We start from the raw sequence: 17351 nt of genomic DNA, 5'->3' as shown, positions 1-17351 counted from the left end.
TTCTCCGTTAGGCGGTTCGCTGTCGCGGGTGGCGTGCGCCGGCGGTGAGTCCGGAGGCGATTGTGCGCTCGGCTTCGGCGTGCGATAGACCGATGCGGGCAGCGGCCGAGAGGAGTTCGTCGCGTGCCATGTGCTGGTCGAGCAGTAGCGCACCGACGAGTTGGCCGAGTGCGAAGGCGGCACGGTTCAGGGTGTCGTTGCGGTGGCCTGAGGTGGCGGCCAGTACCTTCTCAAGTTCCCCGGCGAGGGCAGCGAGGGTGTAAGCGCTGGCGTTCCTCAGCGCACGGGTTTCGCTGGGCGCCGTGGTGGCTGGCGGTGTGGTGTCGAGGGCGGTGAGGATCCAACCGGGCAAGGGCTGTGGTGCGGTGGAGACGACCGCAAGGTAGCGGCCGGTGGAGGTGATCGATCCGGCGCCGACGACGTAGCCGCCGTGTCCGCGGGTGTCGATCTTCCATCCGATGCGGCCGGCGCTGTTGCCGAGCTGTTCGCCGGCGCGCTGGCGGTAGTACAGGTGTTGTCCGCCCGAGGGCGTGGCGACGGTGTAGGTCGGCCGCACAGAGCCAGCGTCATGGTCGGCTGCCACGAGTGCCAGTACGTCGGCTCCGCCTGCTGCACCGCGCTCTCGCCACCGTGCGGGGGCTTCGTCACTCGGGTCCTTGGGCTGGTCCAGGTCCACGACAAGTAGCGTTGACGGTCCGGTTGCGACGCCGATGTTGTACGCCGCTTTGCGCCATGTGCGGGCGATGGCGAGGTGGTTGGTGGTGGCGGCGGCTTCCCAGTCAGCCACGGCCGGGTTCTTGCGTCCGGGTGCCAAGGGAAAGACCGAGAACCCTTGATCGGCGTGCCAGTGCGCGGCCCGGCTGAGCGCCTGCTGGACGGGATCGGTGACTCGTTGCTGTGGCCGAGTGGTGCTCACGGTTCGACCTCGTTGCGGTGGGGGTGGACTCGTTCGCTGCGGACCCGTTGCGGTGCGCTCTGGTCGGTGTGTGCGGTGTTCTCGCGCAGTTCGAGGTAGACGCGGACGCCGAGGGAGCCGTGGTTGGGGTAGGCGCGGTCGCTGCCGGCGACCTCGAAGTGGGCGCGGAGATGGTCCACGAGGTGGGCGATTTCGTCGGGCTCTCCGGACAGCCGGACCTTGATGGTCACCGGTCCTCCTCCCCACGCATGCTTGTCGGCAGGACCGTGAGGTCGCCGTTGAACAGCACGTACAGCGGTCCACGGACTCCTGGCAGGTCGTCGAGGTCGTACCGGTCCGGGAGGTCGTCGTCGGGGCATTCCATGGTGCCGGCGTAGGCGTCGCCGTCTTCGGTCTCGAACAGGATCCAGCTGACACCGGCGGAGTCGAGCACGGCGGGGCAGTTCCCGCGAGGCGCCCAGTTGATCAGCCGGTGAAGGTCTCCAACGGCGCTCACGACGGCCCCGTTCGGGATCAGAGACGGGAAGTGGCGCCCTTCCCAGCTGTTGCTACCCGGGCACGGCCACGGCTCGGCGCAGCGGCGGCATGTGACGCCATGAGTAGCGGCGTGGCCGGCTGCGTCCGTGAAGTCGGTTGTGTCGCTCATCAGATCAGCCCTCCGGTCGACAGGTAGTGGTCGATGAGGACGGGCAGGCAACCGCAGTCGGTGAGTTCCATGTGGTGGAACCCGTTCGCGCACCGGTCATCGGTGCAGCCGCACAGGTCGCCTGTCCAGGTCAGGGCCTGATCCGCCGGCGGTACGTATCCGTACCAGGAGGCCTCGATCCACTGCTGCGGCGTGATGCCGGCCATGGCCAGGGTCGCGATCGCGACTGGGGTCAGACCTGCGGACTGCTCGAAGTCGGTGCCTCCGCAGTGGGCGCAGGTCACAGCTGTGCTCGGTACCTGTTGAAGGCTTGTTGCGGTCGCGGCTGCTACGTCGATCTTGGTGTCGCATTCGATGCAGCGCCACTGTGATGGGATTTGGTTCGGGATCGGCTGGGTCATTTGTCGGTTTCTCCTTGCGTAGTTGACGGTTACGTGTCAGGTCTGGGTCAGGCGGCCAATGCGAGTTGTTCGCCGCTGATGGCTTCGTAGAGGGCGGACATGAGGACTTCGGCGACCGGTGGGGTGACGGCGTTGCCGTAGCCGCGGACGTGGTCGGACGGTTTGCCGGCGGTCTTGTAGCCGAGTGGGAAGGCCATGCCGGCGCCGATCTCGGGCGGGGTGAGCATCCGGATCCGGCAGTCGTCGACGCGCAGGCTGTCGGGCACCTCGATCAGCGCGTACCGTGCCCGGGTGGTCAGGGTGCGGAGCGGTTCGGTGACCGCGTGCGGAACTCCGTTGCTGTAGTAGGGCAGCAGCAGGTGCCGCCAGTCGATCCCTTCGGTTCCGGGTGGGGTGACGAGTGCATGGTGGTAGCCCTGTGCCGAGAACGTGGCCAGGGGTTTGTCGATCCCTCGGACGGTGGAGCCGCCGCCGCGCAGCTCGGCAATGAACGGGCGCATGAGACCGGTCCGGCGGATCCGCTCCAGGCCGATCTCGACCTTCGCCTTCGTCGCGTCGACGATCGCGCGGTCCTTGCCGGACTTGGAGGTGCGCTCGCCGATCGGTTTGCCCATGGGGATGCTGAAGTCGATCACCTCGACTGCCGGCACGACGTGGGGCTCGATGACCTCGAAGCGGCAGGTCGAGTGCGGGCACCGGTACATGTACTGGCCGTTGGTCTGCCCGTAGCGGCCCATGTCGTTGCGCAGGTTCTTGAACACCTGCATCGCGTACACCTGCCCGTCACAGGTCGGGCAGTACGCCTTCGGGCGCAGCCACTTGTTCCAGTCCGGGGTACGCCGTAGCGACCTCAGCCAGAACGCCACATACAGCCGGTCCCTCGACTGCGGTGCCCGCCGGGTGTTGACGCCGGCCGCGTGCATCGAGTTGAACGCGATCACTTTGGTCTCGTAGCCCTCGGCCTGGATCTCCCCGATCCACCGAGGCCATTCGTCCCACCGGCGGCATTCCACGACGTTCTCCACCACGCCGGCCAGGACCGGCTTGCCCTTCAACGCCATCGCCCGCAGATACCGCGGGACCTCCTCCATCAGCGCACGGGAGCGCACGACCTCGGGGTCACTGACCACTCCCAGCTCGTCGTCGAACATGACGCCCTGCAACGAGTTGTCGAAGTCCCGTGCCACCCCCCGCGCGTTCGACCACTTCGGGCACGCCGGCGAACCCCAGTACAGATCCGCCCGCGGCAACCGCGTGATGTCAGCCTTCGCGACGTCACCGCAGTAGTGGTCGGCCCGCGGGAAGTTCTTGCTGTGGACCTCGATCGACAGCTGGTTGTGGTTCAACGCCATCATCAGCTCGATCCCCTGCACCGCGGTTGCACCGCTGGAGCTGCCGCCCCACCCGGAGAACTCGTCCAGCAACGTCAGCGTCATCGCCGGCCACCCTTGCTGGCCTGTGCGCCGGGGAGCTGCTGGACCTGTCGGGACCAGTCCTTGTGCAGCCGTTCCAGGGACCCGTTCAGCCGCTCCCAGCGGCGTTGCAGGGCATAGGCCTTGAGCCAAGCGGGATCTTCGATCACATGGGCCGTGACCTGCTCGTCAGTGGCGTCCGCCGCGGCCGTCTGCTCGGCGAGTTCGCTGCGCCGGTCCCTGAAATCGAGCATGACTCGGTTGATCCGGGCTGTCAGCGCATCCATGTCCTCGCGGATTTCGGCGACCTCTCGCGCGACCCGCCGGTCCCACTGCTCGTCGTAGCCCATCACTTCACTCCCTTGCGTTTGCGCGGGTTCCGGACGGTGTAGACGCCCGGGCAGCAGTACGGCGAACCGCACGGGACTCGCTTGGTGCACCAGGGCTGGCACGCGGTGCTGGACACGCCCTTGATTCGTTTCGTCCTCATCGGATCTGTCGCCTCCCCGCTGGTGGGCTTATGTGACGGCAGCCCCCGTCCTTTGGGGCCTGCCGGCAGCTGCCGTCTGCCAGGCCGCTAGAGGCTCCGAAGTCAAGGGGTTCTCGGTTGGTGGACAAGGAAATAAGGGAGCGCAGCGAGCGCCGCCGTCGTCCAGGCGAGAACCCCTTGACTTTGGAGGGGGCGGTCTGGCACCCGCCCGCCAAACCCAGCCACAGAAGGCTTTTCGCCCGGCCGAAGGTCGGGGTTGCTCTCCCGCCCGCCAGGGCGGGAGAGCCTGGACTGCGCTGTTAGTCGTCGTAGCTGCCGAGTTCCATGACTGGCTCGCTGTCCTCGGCTGCCTGTGCCTCCGTGGCGTCGCGGCTGGTCTCGGCATGCGGCGTGTAGTTGGCGGTGTGGTCGTCGTGGTGCCAGCGGGCGAGTTCTTCCTCGCGCGCGGCTTCGTCGTCGGAGTGACGTTGTTCGGACTCGCGGCGGTGCTGAATCTCGATCAGTGCCCGCTGCGCTCGGCGTACTGCCTCGGCGGTCTCGTCCGCCGTTGGAACGCGCGGCACATCGGATTCCGCGACTTGTTCCTCGGCCGCGGCGACCTCGCGGATGTCGAGCGGGGCCAGCGCGTCGCGTGCTGCCTGCGATGCGGCTTCGTCGAGCTCGGCGGCCGCGCGGATCTGCTCGCCGTCAGCATGGTCGACGACGATGTCGGCGTCTGGGATCTCGTCCAGTGCCACGTTCTCGACGCTGCTCGGCAGCTGATCGTTGACGAGTTCGGCCTCTACGAACTCGTCGCCCGGCTGCGCGGTCTCGAGGTCCCGGGCACGGGCCTCGGCGACCTCGGTCAAGTCGTGCTCATCGACGACAGCCAGATCGTCGTGCGCTTCGTCGGCGTCGAGCCATTCCTCAGGTGTGGGTCCGTCGTCGGTGTTGTCGACGCCGCGGGTCTCCAGCTCGAAGGCGGCGCGTTCGGCGGCGGCGCGGGTCTCGGCGGTGTGGGCGAGCCAAACGGCACGGGCGTCGTCGGCGGCCTGGAGTTCGGCGGCGCGGGCGTCGAGTGCCTCGGCCAGCGCTTTGGCCTGCTCGGCTTCGGTGCGCAGCTGGTCTCTCGCCGCGTCGTCCAGGTCGTTGTCGCTGGCGTCGGCTTCGGCGATTCGGAGGGCGGCGGTGCGGCGCTCGCGTTCGGCGGCCTGCCGGGTGCCGGCGAGTTCCTCGCCGACGTACGGCGGTGCCCAGGCCTTCTCGCGCTCGTAGGCGCGGACCCGAACACGCAGCTGGCCGTTCGACATCTCGGCTTCCGCGCGGTCGGCTTCCGGTTTGTCGAGTGCTCGCCACGCGGCGCGCCATGAGGCGTACTGCTCGACTTGGCCGGGTTTCGGCGGCGTACCGAGTGCGTCGTCGCCGGCCTCGTGGCTCATCACCTCGCGGTGCGCCGCCACGATGCCGGCGCGCAGCGTCCAGGCGCTGCGCTGGCCCACTTCGGCCGCGGTCGGCGGCTCGCCGAACGCTTCGAGCGCCCACTGGGGTCGCTCGGCGGCGACCTGCTCGCCGAGCTGCGCGGCGCGGCGGTCGGCTTCAGTGGCGAGGCTGGACAGGTAAGCCGACCACTTCGGGTCATCGACGTGTGGAAGCCGATCAGCGAAGCTGTCGCCGACTGGATCGAGGCTGCCGGTGGCGTTCTTGATCCGGTCTTGGATGACATGGCTGATCTTGCGGGCGTCGTGCAACGAACGCTGCTGGATCGCGTCCGTCAGGACCTGGCGCGGGTCGTGCCCGGCGAGTTCCACCCGGCGCAGGAGCGTCTGGAGCGTTCCTGCGCCGTCCTCGACTGCCAGCTTTGTGCGCTGGTCAGTCGTGAGAACACCGGCCTCGGTCAGTTCGTCCAGCCAACTGGCCGTCCGGCCGGCGGTAGCAAGTGCGATGCCGTCGGCGAGAAGTTCGGCGGGCGTGCGAAGCCGGTTGGCTTCCGCGGCGTCCTCCGCGGCGGTCTGCAACGCCGACAGCTGCGGGTCGTCCATGTCGAACGCGCCTCGCAGCACCGACAAGGCCGTCCGCTTCTCTGCGGTGCTGGTTTCGCCGTACTCGGCTTCCTTGGCCAGCGACTGGGTGACGACGTGCGCGGTGTTCGCGACCCGGCCCCGGGTCATCGCGACGTACAGCGCGTACACGGATGTGTTCTGGGTGGCGACCAGGTGACTGGTGTCCACGGTCAGGCCTTGGGATGAGTGGACGGTGGCGGCGTAGGCCAGCGACACCCAGTCTTGGACGTAGTGCGCAGGCAGCACCATGGTTTCGTCGGGTACGGGTTGGCGGCTGCCGCGGATCAGCGGCGCGACCCGCAGGGCGCCGTCGTCCAGTACCTCGACCACCTTGAACTCGTCGCGGTTGAACGCGGCCCGCTTGTTTCCGCTGTAGCCGTTGAGGTGCCAGGCGTTGAGCCGGGTCTGGATCAGGTCGCCGGCGCCGACCCGGTTCCCGGTCGAAGACAGCCAGGCGGTGCGCTCGTCGTCCACCTGGCCGTACCCGACCAGCCGCGCGCGCAGCTGCGCGGACAGCTCGGCAGCCTGGGCGTTGCTGTCCACGATCAGCAGCGCGTGGCGCCCGTTGAGATGGTCGGCCAGCCACGCGTCGGCCGCAGACCGTTGCGCGGCCTCGAGGTGGCCGCCGTCGAGAATGCGGCCCTGCTTGTGGTACTCGCCCAGCACCGACTCGTCGCCCTCGCGCAGCCGCAGCGACGCCGGGCCTTCCCATCCGGCGGTGAAGCGGCGGGTTTCGCTCAGCTCGTGGTGCAGCGCGTTGGCGGTGACCAGCCGCATGCCGCCACCGGCACCGACAGCGGCGAGCTGCCGGTGGTCGCCGACCAGAAGCAGCTTCGCGCCGGCGGCGTCACAGTACGTCTGGATCTGGGCCAGGTCGGTCGTGTTCGCCATCGCGGACTCGTCCACCACGACGAGGTCACCGTCGCGCAGCGCCCACGCCTGATCCTCGGTGGCGGCCGAGCCGTCGGCGAGCCGCTGCTGGGTCATCAGCCACCGGGTGATGTTCTTCGCGGTGACCCCGTCGGCCGCGAGGATTTCGGTCGCGACCTGCGACGCGGCCAGCCCGACCAACCGGCGCTGCTGTCCGCCCCACAGGCTCGGGTCTTCCCATGCTTTCGCGAGCGCGCCGACGACGCGGGACTTGCCGGTGCCGGCCGGGCCGACCAGCGTCTCGACCTTCGCGCCGGAGGTGAGGACGCCGCGCACCGCGGCCTCCTGATCGGCGCCGAGCTGAAGACCGTCGGCGGCCAGCCGCTCCACGAACGCCTGCACGCACGGCGGGCTCATCGCGGCAGCGCCGCGGGCGTAGCCGGCCGTGGCGAGCTGCCGTTCGGCCTTGACATGATCCGGAGTCACGTACCGGGTCGCGCCCGGCGCCGAGTACGCCGACGACCCATCGCCTCGGCGTAGCTCGTCCGGCAGCGCCGCGAGCTCGTCGGGACTCTGGCCGGGCCGATCGGCGTCGACCTGCTGCGCGAGCTTGAGGCCGCGCTCGGTCAGCCGGTCCAGCAGCCGTTCGATCCTGGCCGGGCGCATGTTGCCGAGGTTGTCGGGCAGGGCATCGCTGATCGCCTTCGTCAGGTCGGCAGCGCGCCAGGTCGCCTGCTTGGACTGCACCTCGGCCAAGGCCGTCTCGAGCACCTTGGCCTGGTTGATCCGGCCGGGGAGCCACTGGCGCTGCTGCAACGCGAGCACGTCGCGGGCGACCTTGCCGAGTCCTCCGCGGACCTCGGCGCGCAGCTGACGGTCCCAGCGTTCCAGGCGCTGCTCGACGGTCTCACCGGTGTGCGACTTGGCCTTGCGGGTCGCCAGCGACGCCTGTTGCTGGATGTAAGCCAGCTCCAGGTTGTTCGGTTCGCGGCCCTTCTTGGCCTCGAACGCGCGCACCATCGGCGCGGTCTTCTTGGTGATCGCCTTGCGGCGCGAGGAGAACATGTCCATCACGGCCTGGTCGATGCCGACGATCTCGCGGGCCTTGCCGTCGGGCCGGGTCTTGAACTGCACCCCGAGCGCCTTGATCAGGTGCTGTTCCATGACCCGTTCGCCGACGGCCGCCGCGGCGGGCTGAACCCGGTGCAGCGCCTTGGAGTCGACCGTGCGCCACTTGCCGTCCGGTCCCTGCACGCGGTTGAGGATGGCGTTGTGGATGTGCAGCTGCGGGTCGTGCTCGCGGCTGTCGTGCTGGAAGAAGGATGCGATCGTCCAGCCGTGGGCGTCGGCCCAGCGGCCGGACACTCCCCCGAAGTGTCCGACGCGGGTGTAGCCGGCCTTGTCCTGGAGGTAGTTCAGCGCGGCGCGGTTGCCTGCCCAGATCGCATCCTCGACCGCCTGGCGGTGCTTGCCCCAGTGCACCGCTTCGCGCTCCGCGCGCTGCACCGCAGTGCGGTGCAGGTGCACCGCTGCGCGGTTGCCGGTGCGCTCCGCGTCGGCCAGTGCACCTTCGAGTGCACCGCGCGCCCGCTCCGCTTCGGTGCGGGCCTGCACCTCTTGCGCCTCGAACGCGGTGTGCAGCACCGTCACCGACTTCTGCGGACTGAACGTGGCGTCATGGAACGACACGTTCTTGCGCACCGCCTTACCTGCCAGTGCACGCAGTTCGGCGCGGCGCTCCGGGGATGCACCGGGCTCCTTGGCCAGTGCATCGGCGTACACCTGTTCCTCGGATTTGTAGTTGCGGCCGGTGTGGCCGAGGGTCTCGGCCTCGTCCCACCGCGCCGGGTCCCGGAACGCGTCGCTGCGCGGGTCGATGAACCGCTCGTACAGCGCGGTCATGTCCTGCGCATCGACCTCGCCGGTCAGCCCGAGCGCTTCGGCGCCCTTGCCGAACCAACGCCCGGGCGGCTCGCCGGCCGCGACCGCGCCGGTGTAGTAGTTCTCCCGTCCCGACGCGACCGCGCCGGTCAGGTAGTCGGCCCGGTGACCACTGCGAACGCTCACTACAGCCATGCCGCACCCCCACATACGACCGGCGCGACAGCGTCGACGGCCGCCGCAGACGGCAAGCCGATACGACGACGCGAAGCGGAGTCGAGGCTCCACTTGATCGTGATGCCTAGGTGTGATCTGAGTTCTTTGATCCTGCTGCTGCCTGCTGGCTGCTGCTGAATCATCAGATCGCTCGACTGCTGCATCGGCTGGGTCTTGGTCGCTGCGAGTCGATTGCTGTGCTTCTTCGTAACGTCTGGATTCGTGCTGTGGATGCTCATCGGCTGTTGCTCGATTCAAGTTCGCGGCTGGTGCTGGTCTCGTCGGAGTCGTTGGGTTCGTTGACGAGTTGGAGTTGTCCCCTGACCTGCGGAGCAGGTGACGCCGTGTCGGTGTTCTCGGCGGCGGTGGGCTCGGCCCACCCCGCCAACTCCTGGAGCCGCTTCGCGCGGCCGAAGCCGACCGGCTTCCCGAACGCCTCCTCGGTGGCGCGGCGGATCTCGCGCTGCCCCAGAGGCGCACCACCGTGCTCGGCCGCGTGGCGCACCACCGCATCGAGCAGTTCGGCATCCGACGGCCCCGCCGTCTTACGCGGTGCAGTCTCAGCGGCCCCACGCGCCGCAAGGCCAGTGCGGTGCGGTTCGTGCACCGGTGCAGGTGCACCGTTCGGGGCGGTGTCGTGCACCGGTGCGGCCGGTGCAGTGCGGTCCTCGCGGTGCACCGGTGCACCCACCGGCGCAGTTGCCCATGCACCAGGTGCAGTTCCCGGTGCGGGTTGCGATGCGGTGCGCAGTGCACCGAGCAGGTACGCGAGCAGCCAGACCGGTGCAGCCGACGGCTCAACGCGCTCGGCGCTGCGGCCCTCAGCGCTGTTGGCTGCGGCCTGGTCGGTGGTAGCGGGGCCGGTGAGGCCGAGCGCGGCGGAATCGACCAGCGCGAGCAGTTCGCCGGGCGTCAGCCGCCCGCCGGCCGGGAGCAGAGCGGCCAGCTCGCCGGCAGACAGCAGGCCGTCGCGGATCGTCTGGAGCGCGGCGGTCCGGGCGGCCCGGGCTGCGTCGAATGGCCACAGCTTGCGGCTCGGGCACAGCGTCGCCAGCCGCGACGCCATGCGCACGACCTGCTGGACCAGCGCCCGCGCGGCGGCCGAGTCGTCGGTGCCGGTGCGTGACAGGTGCAGCCACACGCGGGTGGTGATGACCGGCGAGGTGATCCAGGTCAGCGCCGACAGCCGCGGCTTCGCGGGCTGCGCGAGCCGCAGGTACAGCCGCAGCAGATGCGCGAGCATCTCGACCAGGACGGCGTAGGCCAGCGGGGCGAGCGCGTGCGCGACCGCGTCCGCAATCCCGTGCGCGGTGTCGATGTTGAGCCACACAGTGCCGCCGATGAACACATAGGTCGTGACCAGGGCACCGGGAATCCGCCAGCCGCGAGTGAGCGCGGCGAGCCGCAGCGCGGTGCAGGCGACGATCATGCCGTCGGCAACCAACGGCACCAGCGGGCTGTCGAACTTGGCCGACACCGCACCGAAGGAGCGGGCACCGCCGACGCCGGCCACGCCGAGTGCGGCGATGATCGCGACGACGATCAGCACGCGCCGCGTGGTCAGTCGCCCGGTCTCGATCGCGGCGGCGAGGGTGCGCCCCGCCCGACGAACGGCCAAGGTCAGGCCTGTCAGAACAGCTGCGGCGACGAGTAGCCCAGCGGCGCCCGCGGCGATCATCGGCCAGGTGAGCTCGTCCAGCTGGTCGAGCCTGTCGAACAGCCCGACCGACAGTGTGCTGGGCAGGATGGTGGACTGGGTGGTCATCGCTGGCCTCCAGCGGTCGTGTTCGGTACGGCGGCCAATCCGCGGTCACCGCGGCGGCCGGCCTTGATCTGCTCGGGCGTCGGCGCGGGGCCGTGGGTGTCGCGGGCGGTGGCCCACCAGGTCACGAACGGGTCGGCGTCGACCGCCAGCGGAACGGTGACGGCTGGCTGCCCCGCGTCATCGCGGTGGGTGAGGACGTCGCAAGCCGGGGCGTACTCGCCGATGCGGCGGGTGACGCCGGGGCGCTGGCGGTCGTGCCAGTCACCGACGAGCTTGTTCGAGGCCTCGTCGCTTTCGTAGGCGGTGGTCCAGGCGTCCATCAGCCACAGCAGTTCCTCGACGATTTCGGGGTGCCACAGCCAGCACGGCGGCAGCGTCTCCCGTGCGGTCGCGTACCGCAGATAGATGGACTCCATCCACGGCAGCAGCTCGCTCAGTACCGCCTGCACGACGGCCTCGTCGCTCTCGGGCAGGCGCAGCCACGACCGCACCGGCTCGACCGAGCTACCACCGGCGGCGGCCTTGCTGCCGCTGCTCGGCTTGGTGGCCAGTCGGGTGAGTAGGTCTTCGAACGCGGCGACCGTATTGCCAAGTGTGGCGACGGTGTCGTTCAGCCGCGCGACGGCGGTCTTGCTGGCGGTCTGGCGAAGACCGGTCTTCATCGCGGCCACGTCGCGGGTCAGGGCCTCGACCGAGCGGGCCAGACCGGCGACCGCCGCGAGCGCGGCGGTTGCGGGGTCCTTCTCGTCGTCGTACTGCATCAGTCGTCTCCCTCGGCGTACAGGTCCACCAAGCGGTCTTCGAGCACGACCGGGTCGATCGCGACCCACCCGGTCGGCTGGCCGTCGCGGTCGTACGCCGGGACCGCCTCGAGGTCGAGGACCTCGGCGAGGTAGTCGCAGCTCCATCGCGCACGCAGCTCGTCGCCGGGTCCTCCGGCCGGGGTCGTCACGCCGCACTCCCGTCCGTGTCGCGGCTGTTGCCGACCAGTTCGCGGGGACGGCCGGTGTGACGGGCCGCGAGGCCCGCGCGGGCCTTGCGCATGGCGCCGGCGAGCCGAAGGCGGGCGAGCAGTTCGCGCGCCGGGTCGGTGGCCTCCAGCCACGTCACCGCCGCATCGATGCGTGCCGCGATCCGTCGCACGACCGGGCCGGTCAGCCGCTGCCGTGCGGTGCTCATCCGGTCGATCCCGACGAGCAGTTGGTCACGCACCCAGGCGGCGTCGCCGAGCATCCGGTCACCGACCCGGTTCTCGAGCGCGGCCAGATGGCGGGTGACCCACTGGACGGTGCGGTGGTTGTGGAACCGTTCCATGCGCAGGTCGCGCCGGTTCCACGCCATGCGCACGCGGCCGATCGCGGGCGGCATGCCGCGCGTGATGATCAGTGCCTGCCCTGCCCGCAGTTGCGCGACCTGGCCCGGGGTCAGGACCGGGACGCGGCGGTCGCTGATCGACACGCCGCCGGTGGTGCGGTCGCGGGTCGCGACCTGCTCCAACCGCTCCCCGCACAGCGTGGACCAGAACTGCAGATCGTCGCCGTCACTGGTGCCCGCCAGCACAACCTTCGTCGTCACGTTGGTCATCAGCGCACCGGTGGCGGCCTCGCCGAACCGGTCGCGCAGCTGGGCGCGGGACTGCGCGGAGATGTGCAGCGTGATCCCGCGGGACCCGAAGTCACCGGTCCAGCGGTCCAGCGGGATCAGGCAGATCAGCGCAGCCTCGTCCAGCACCATCGTCAACTGCGGGTCCAACCGGCGGCCCGGCGTCCGTACCGCAAGGGCCTTGGCATGGCGGGCGATGTGCGCCGTCAGCGCCGTGACCAGCGGCGCGGTCTTCCTGTCCTCCGCACCCAGCAGATAGACGGTGCCGGTCTCGGCCAGCAACCGCTCCACATCGAACGGCACCCCACCAGGCGCCGCGGCAGCAGCGGCGGTCGGGACCGACAACCACGACAGGGCAGGCATGATCGTCGTGGAGATGCTCGAGCGGGTGCGCTCGTTGTTGGTGAAGAACTGCATCGCCTGCTGCTCGAACCCGGCCGCGTTCGCGACCCGCAGCTCCCACAGCACGTCGTTCTTGGCCTGGTCGTCGGGGTGCGCGATCCACCGCTGAACGTCGGCCATCGTGTAGCTGCCCAGCGCGGCGGCGTGCATGAGCGCCGTCAGCGCCTGCCGGGCCAGGTTCAGCCAGTGCTCGGCATCGTCGGACTTCGCGCCGACACCGTCCAGCAGATCCGACGCGCGGTCCATCACCACACCCGCATCAGTGCAACCCTTCAGCGGGTCGAACGTGATCGTCGACCCGTCCCCGGTCAGTCCGTCAGGGTCGAACACCCACACCGGTCCACGCTTGGCGCGCTGAGCCCGGGTGACGTCGAGAATGTCCGTCTTCGTGGAGGTCGCGATCACCGCACCCGGCGCGTCCAGCAGATGGTTCATCATCAAGCCGGTCTTACCCGCCCGCGGTCCCGCGACCGTCAGGGTGTGGTCCTCGGCAGACGACCGGACCTTGACCCAGCCGACCGTCGCCACGGTCGCGCCGAGCTGCGTAAGCGGCACGAACCGCCGCCTCCACGCGGGCACCTCGGCCAGCGAGGGGCGCACGATCTTCGCCTTCTTGCGCAGCATCCGCGCCGACGACACCCGACGCACATCCCACCCCGACGCCAAACCATCCGTCACCCGGCCGGCGCGGCCCAGACGACGCAGCAGACCCCGCGAACTGGACCGCGACCGCAGCGTGAACCCCGCCGTCCCCAACAACACCACCCCGGCCGCCAGCAGCAACTGCCACCAACGCCCCGACACCTCCACACTCGACGGCAACGCCCGCAGCACAAAACCGGCGTACGCCAGCCACAGAGCGAACGCGAGACCCCCACCGACCGGACGGTTCACCGCCACCAGACCAAGGGTCAGCAGCAACAACGCGCCACCGCCGATCACCCAGCCCGATGCACCGCCGGGCGTACCGAGCCGCAGCCCGACCGCACCGGCCAGCAGCACCCACAACGGCGTGGCGATCAGCGCGCCGTGCAGCAGCCGCCAACCCAGCAAGCCAGCGGTCACCAAACCGACCGCCCCAGCCGCCGCCGTCCAGTAGCCCAGCTCCGTCAACGCAGGCGTCTTGTCCCACACAATCGCGACCACGCCCACCGCGAGCAGCGCGGCCATCGCGAGCGTGTAGCGCGGAACCAACACGCCCTCGGTCCTGGTCGGCCGCCGCATCATCGCGCACCACCGATCAGCACACCGGCCACAGCCAGCACCGAACCCGCAACAGCCGCGACGAACGACACCCGCACCCACTGGTACTTGGTCCACGCGATATCAGCCAGCCGCTTCGCCTGATGCGTCACCGCCACTAACGGCGCGGCCACCTTGGCCGCCGTGAACTGTGGGTCGATGTGGTGGTCGACCAACTGGTCAACCGAACGGCGGCGGACTGCGCCGAAGTACAAGAACTCACCCGGCACCAGCGCATCGGCTGGCCGATAGAGCCGGGGCACGACCACGAGCAGTGCCGATCCCAGCGCCACCGCCAGCGCGACCAGCGCCACACCGAACAACACCCGCGCCGCCAAAGGCGCACCACCCGACTGCGACACCAGCGTCAGCGCCACCGCCGCCAGAGCCGTCTCCAACGTCGCCGCGATACCGGCCTTCGTGTCGGCCTTGTCGATCTCCGCCGCGGCCGAGTCCAGCATCCGCCACGCCAGATCCATCTGTGTGCGCTCGCTCATCACGCACCACCCGCGTGATCGGCAGGAGCGGCCTCGGGCTGAACGCTGTCGCCGTACGACATCAGCGCTTGCCACCCGGCCAGGTGCGCCGGAGTGATAGCGCAGGCAGTCGCGCTCACCGACCCCATGGCTCGCTCGGCGGTGTAGTGACTTCCCCCCGCGCCGGTCACCGGCGTAACTCCCAGCACGGCGGCCAACTGATCCACGAACGCTCGAGCAGCAATGTACTGCTCCGCCGCCGACAGTTCGCGGTCGAACTCAGGCGGCGTGCGGAAGGTCGCCCGCACCATCGGGGCGGGCAACTCCGGGTGGTCCGCCACGAACGCGGCCAGCTCGAACAACCCACGAATCACCGCGACATGCGCGCCCGGCAACTGCAACAACCCAATCGGCGGCACCCACTCCGTGCCGGTCTGCCCTACGTCAGTCATGCTGTAGACCTCTCGAACTCGTTGCTGAGTGATGGGAGAACCGGCCCTGTTCCGTGGTTGGCGCCCTGAGCAGGGCCGGCTCATCGATCTGTCTGAATCGGTCATGCGGCACCGCCCGTCACAGAGCGATGCCTCTCCTTCCACTGCGACGCCCAGTCCGTGATCTCCAAGGACGTCCCGAACTCGAGCAAGTCGCTCACCGCGGCCGCGGGCACGGAGTACTTCTGGCCAACGCGCACCGCAGGAAAGGCATCCGCGCGCACCAAGCGATAGAGGGCTTCTGGCGAAATGCTCAGAAGCGCCGCCGCTTCCGGCACGGTGTACGTCGGAACGCCGCGGCCGCGCTTGTCGAGTGCGCTCTCGAGCGCACGTAGACGCGCCGCGGCTCTGAGCATGGCCCCTACTGATCGCCCGTGGGCAGCATCGCTGCCTGCGGGCTCGTACCCCTCTTCCACCGGCAGATCTGTAGTGCTGGTCATGTGTGGTTTCCCATCCGCCTCGGCTGCCATGTTTGGCTGCTCTGTATGGATTAGTTAAGCACCCCTTAAGTCGCGATTTCAAGGGGGTCTTAAGACTGAAGTTGAGAGGCACTAGGATGGGTGGATGCAAGGAGGTGATCTGAGTGGATGAGCTTGAGCGGCTCCGGGCGCTTGAGGATCCGGTCGAGCAGTTCATCTACTCGGGCGACGTCCTCAACGCGCTTGATGCGGCCATCAACGAGGTCGGCGACATCCGGCGCTCAGCGCTGGACAAGATGCGTCAGGACGGCATGACGCTCGCGCAGATCGCTGAGCGCGTCGGCCTCTCGGTGGCACGGCTGTCACAGCTGGGAGCTCCGCGCCGCCGGCCAGAGAGAGTACTGCTCAGCAGCGGCGACACGGTGCATGTCGTCTTGCCGGTCGAGCAGGCGCCGTACCCAGAAGGTCCGCAGCGCCCGGTCGTACACGAAAGCGACATCGCATTTCGGGACGACATCCAGCGGCTCGCAATGGAGTTCGGGCTTGAGACGGAGACTGAGCACCTGCCTGCAGGTGCGTACGTCGATCTCAACCGCGACGGCCTGGTCGTGACCTGCGGCCCTCGGCAGTCGCCGTGGCTGACTCAGATCCTTGCGTCAGATAACGCATACGGCTTCGAGCGAGACGACGAGAGCTGGTACTTGCTCGACAAGTCCACCGGCGAGAAGCTGCGGTCACCGAGGCATCGAAACGAGGGTGGCGATCTGGCGTATCTGGGAACCCTCCCCCGCCCAGACGGCAAGGGGACTTGGCTCTACTGCGCCGGCATCCACGCACCCGGGTCCCGCGGCGGAGCGCTGTACCTGAGCGAGAACATCGCCAAGTTGTATCGCGAGACTCGCAACCACCTTTGGTCCTGTCTCGTCCAGTGCGACTACGACCCCGAGACGCAGGAGATCAGCAATGCAAGGCTCGTCGCCCCAGTCCGCCGCCGTGAACGCCTCCGCCAACGCTGACGGCTCGGGCATGCGTGTAGTGGTCCTCGGCGCATCTGGGTTCATGGGACACCATTGCGCGCAAGAGTTGGCCGACCGCGGGATCGATCATCTTCGCGTCGGTCGAAACCCTGGCCCGAAGGTAGACGCCAACCTCGACCTCGTTGAATCACCGCAGAGAGAACTTGTTGATCTGCTTCGTTCATATGCCCCGACAGCCGTGATCAACTGCGCCGGCGCCGTGCGCGGTACCGCCAGCGAGATGATGCGAACGAATGTCGCAAGCGTGCACAGTCTCGTGTCAGCTGCACGGACCGCGGCACCGGCAGCAAGGATTGTGCAGCTGGGGTCGTCCGCAGAGTACGGCGCGCCAGAGGGTCGACGCCCGATCGATGAGGGTGTCGAGGAACGGCCGAGTAGTCCATACGGCTACTCGAAGCTGGCTGCTACCCAGGTCGCCCTACATGCGCGAGCACAGGGCCTAGCTATGACGATCCTTCGGATCTTCAATGTCAGCGGGCCTCTGTCACCGACCAGCACGATGCTGGGCGGGGCAGTGGCGAGGCTACGAAGGGGTGAGCCGGTCATCGTGGACTCGCTCGACGGCTGGCGCGACTACGTGGATGTGCGGGACGTCGCAACTGCGGCCGTCGCGTCTATCTCCGCCGCGGACACCCCTCCGCTCTTGAATATCGGCTCAGGGCACGCAGTCCGGACCGGTGACTGGCTGAAGCAACTGATTGAGATTAGCGAAGCCGGGGTCGAGCCAATCGTCGGCGACGACCCTCAGAGAACACACAAGTCCTCGGCAGCCGAGGTCTCATGGCAGTGCGCTGATATTTCCCTCGCCCGGCGCAGCCTAGATTGGTCACCCCGGATCACTCTTGACCAGTCGCTCAGAGATACATGGATCGCCTCGGCTGCTGACTAAGCCTCGATCCACCGATCGGCTTGGCGTGATGCGCTGATTCCGGTTTGGCGTGGTGCTGGGCCGGGTGGGCGTGGTGGGGTGTCCCGCCTCGCTGCGGGTGGGTTCCACTTGGGGTTGGTTTGGTCGGGCCGTGGTTCGGCGGGGTGGTCAGCGCGTG

The 17351-nt window shown here is 68.9% G+C and carries 17 protein-coding genes; 2 read left to right on the top strand and 15 right to left on the bottom strand.

The genetic code is table 11. From position 1 onward, the window contains the following. Positions 1-7: 7 nt before the first annotated feature. The 15 genes from AB0B82_RS26280 to AB0B82_RS26210 form a co-directional block, all read right to left on the bottom strand. The gene (locus AB0B82_RS26280; RefSeq protein WP_360173830.1) at positions 8-916 is read right to left on the bottom strand and encodes a bifunctional DNA primase/polymerase; all 909 of its coding nucleotides are present in this window, start codon (positions 914-916) and stop codon (positions 8-10) included. Next, positions 913-1146 (bottom strand): hypothetical protein, encoded by a 234-nt coding sequence (locus tag AB0B82_RS26275; RefSeq protein WP_360173827.1) that lies wholly within the window; start codon positions 1144-1146, stop codon positions 913-915. Before AB0B82_RS26275 ends, AB0B82_RS26280 begins: the two co-directional genes overlap by 4 nt. Next, a complete protein-coding gene (locus AB0B82_RS26270) occupies positions 1143-1412 on the bottom strand; it encodes a hypothetical protein (RefSeq protein WP_360173824.1) in 270 nt (89 codons plus the stop codon). Before AB0B82_RS26270 ends, AB0B82_RS26275 begins: the two co-directional genes overlap by 4 nt. Before the next feature lie 149 nt (positions 1413-1561). Further along, the gene (locus AB0B82_RS26265) at positions 1562-1963 is read right to left on the bottom strand and encodes a hypothetical protein (protein ID WP_360173821.1); all 402 of its coding nucleotides are present in this window, start codon (positions 1961-1963) and stop codon (positions 1562-1564) included. Positions 1964-2010: 47 nt separating this feature from the next. Further along, the gene (locus tag AB0B82_RS26260; RefSeq protein ID WP_360173818.1) at positions 2011-3399 is read right to left on the bottom strand and encodes a DNA cytosine methyltransferase; all 1389 of its coding nucleotides are present in this window, start codon (positions 3397-3399) and stop codon (positions 2011-2013) included. Next, positions 3396-3725: a hypothetical protein gene (locus tag AB0B82_RS26255; RefSeq protein ID WP_360173815.1), complete on the bottom strand. Its 330-nt coding sequence runs from the start codon at positions 3723-3725 to the stop codon at positions 3396-3398. Before AB0B82_RS26255 ends, AB0B82_RS26260 begins: the two co-directional genes overlap by 4 nt. A 439-nt stretch (positions 3726-4164) precedes the next feature. Next, complete coding sequence (gene mobF / locus AB0B82_RS26250) at positions 4165-8850, bottom strand: MobF family relaxase (RefSeq protein WP_360173812.1); 4686 nt, start codon at positions 8848-8850, stop codon at positions 4165-4167. Then, a complete protein-coding gene (locus AB0B82_RS26245; RefSeq protein ID WP_360173809.1) occupies positions 8841-9110 on the bottom strand; it encodes a hypothetical protein in 270 nt (89 codons plus the stop codon). Before AB0B82_RS26245 ends, mobF begins: the two co-directional genes overlap by 10 nt. Then, positions 9107-10636 carry a DUF2637 domain-containing protein gene (locus AB0B82_RS26240; RefSeq protein ID WP_360173806.1) on the bottom strand — a complete coding sequence of 510 codons (1530 nt, stop codon included), beginning with the start codon at positions 10634-10636 and terminating at the stop codon, positions 9107-9109. Before AB0B82_RS26240 ends, AB0B82_RS26245 begins: the two co-directional genes overlap by 4 nt. Next, positions 10633-11397, bottom strand: a complete 765-nt coding sequence (locus AB0B82_RS26235) for a hypothetical protein (RefSeq protein ID WP_360173803.1) — start codon at positions 11395-11397, stop codon at positions 10633-10635. Before AB0B82_RS26235 ends, AB0B82_RS26240 begins: the two co-directional genes overlap by 4 nt. Then, on the bottom strand, positions 11397-11588 hold the full coding sequence (locus AB0B82_RS26230) for a hypothetical protein (RefSeq protein ID WP_360173800.1): 192 nt from the start codon (positions 11586-11588) through the stop codon (positions 11397-11399). The genes AB0B82_RS26235 and AB0B82_RS26230 overlap by 1 nt, the downstream gene beginning before the upstream one ends. Next, complete coding sequence (locus AB0B82_RS26225; protein ID WP_360173797.1) at positions 11585-13837, bottom strand: type IV secretory system conjugative DNA transfer family protein; 2253 nt, start codon at positions 13835-13837, stop codon at positions 11585-11587. Before AB0B82_RS26225 ends, AB0B82_RS26230 begins: the two co-directional genes overlap by 4 nt. 26 nt (positions 13838-13863) lie before the next feature. Further along, positions 13864-14379, bottom strand: coding sequence for a Pycsar system effector family protein (locus AB0B82_RS26220; protein ID WP_360173794.1), 516 nt, complete (start codon positions 14377-14379; stop codon positions 13864-13866). Beyond that, positions 14379-14810, bottom strand: a complete 432-nt coding sequence (locus AB0B82_RS26215; protein WP_360173791.1) for a hypothetical protein — start codon at positions 14808-14810, stop codon at positions 14379-14381. Before AB0B82_RS26215 ends, AB0B82_RS26220 begins: the two co-directional genes overlap by 1 nt. A 101-nt stretch (positions 14811-14911) precedes the next feature. After that, complete coding sequence (locus AB0B82_RS26210) at positions 14912-15319, bottom strand: helix-turn-helix domain-containing protein (RefSeq protein WP_360173788.1); 408 nt, start codon at positions 15317-15319, stop codon at positions 14912-14914. A gap of 113 nt (positions 15320-15432) precedes the next feature. Here AB0B82_RS26210 and AB0B82_RS26205 point away from each other — a divergent pair, with 113 nt between their 5' ends. Together AB0B82_RS26205 and AB0B82_RS26200 are read left to right on the top strand one after the other, a co-directional pair. After that, positions 15433-16284 carry a hypothetical protein gene (locus tag AB0B82_RS26205; RefSeq protein WP_360173785.1) on the top strand — a complete coding sequence of 284 codons (852 nt, stop codon included), beginning with the start codon at positions 15433-15435 and terminating at the stop codon, positions 16282-16284. A gap of 10 nt (positions 16285-16294) precedes the next feature. Then, positions 16295-17194 (top strand): NAD(P)-dependent oxidoreductase, encoded by a 900-nt coding sequence (locus tag AB0B82_RS26200; protein WP_360173782.1) that lies wholly within the window; start codon positions 16295-16297, stop codon positions 17192-17194. Positions 17195-17351 lie beyond the last annotated feature (157 nt).

The sequence above is a fragment of the Kribbella sp. NPDC048915 genome (genome assembly GCF_040649595.1).
GTDB lineage: Bacteria > Actinomycetota > Actinomycetes > Propionibacteriales > Kribbellaceae > Kribbella.
This window is presented reverse-complemented; position numbering and strand designations above follow the sequence as displayed.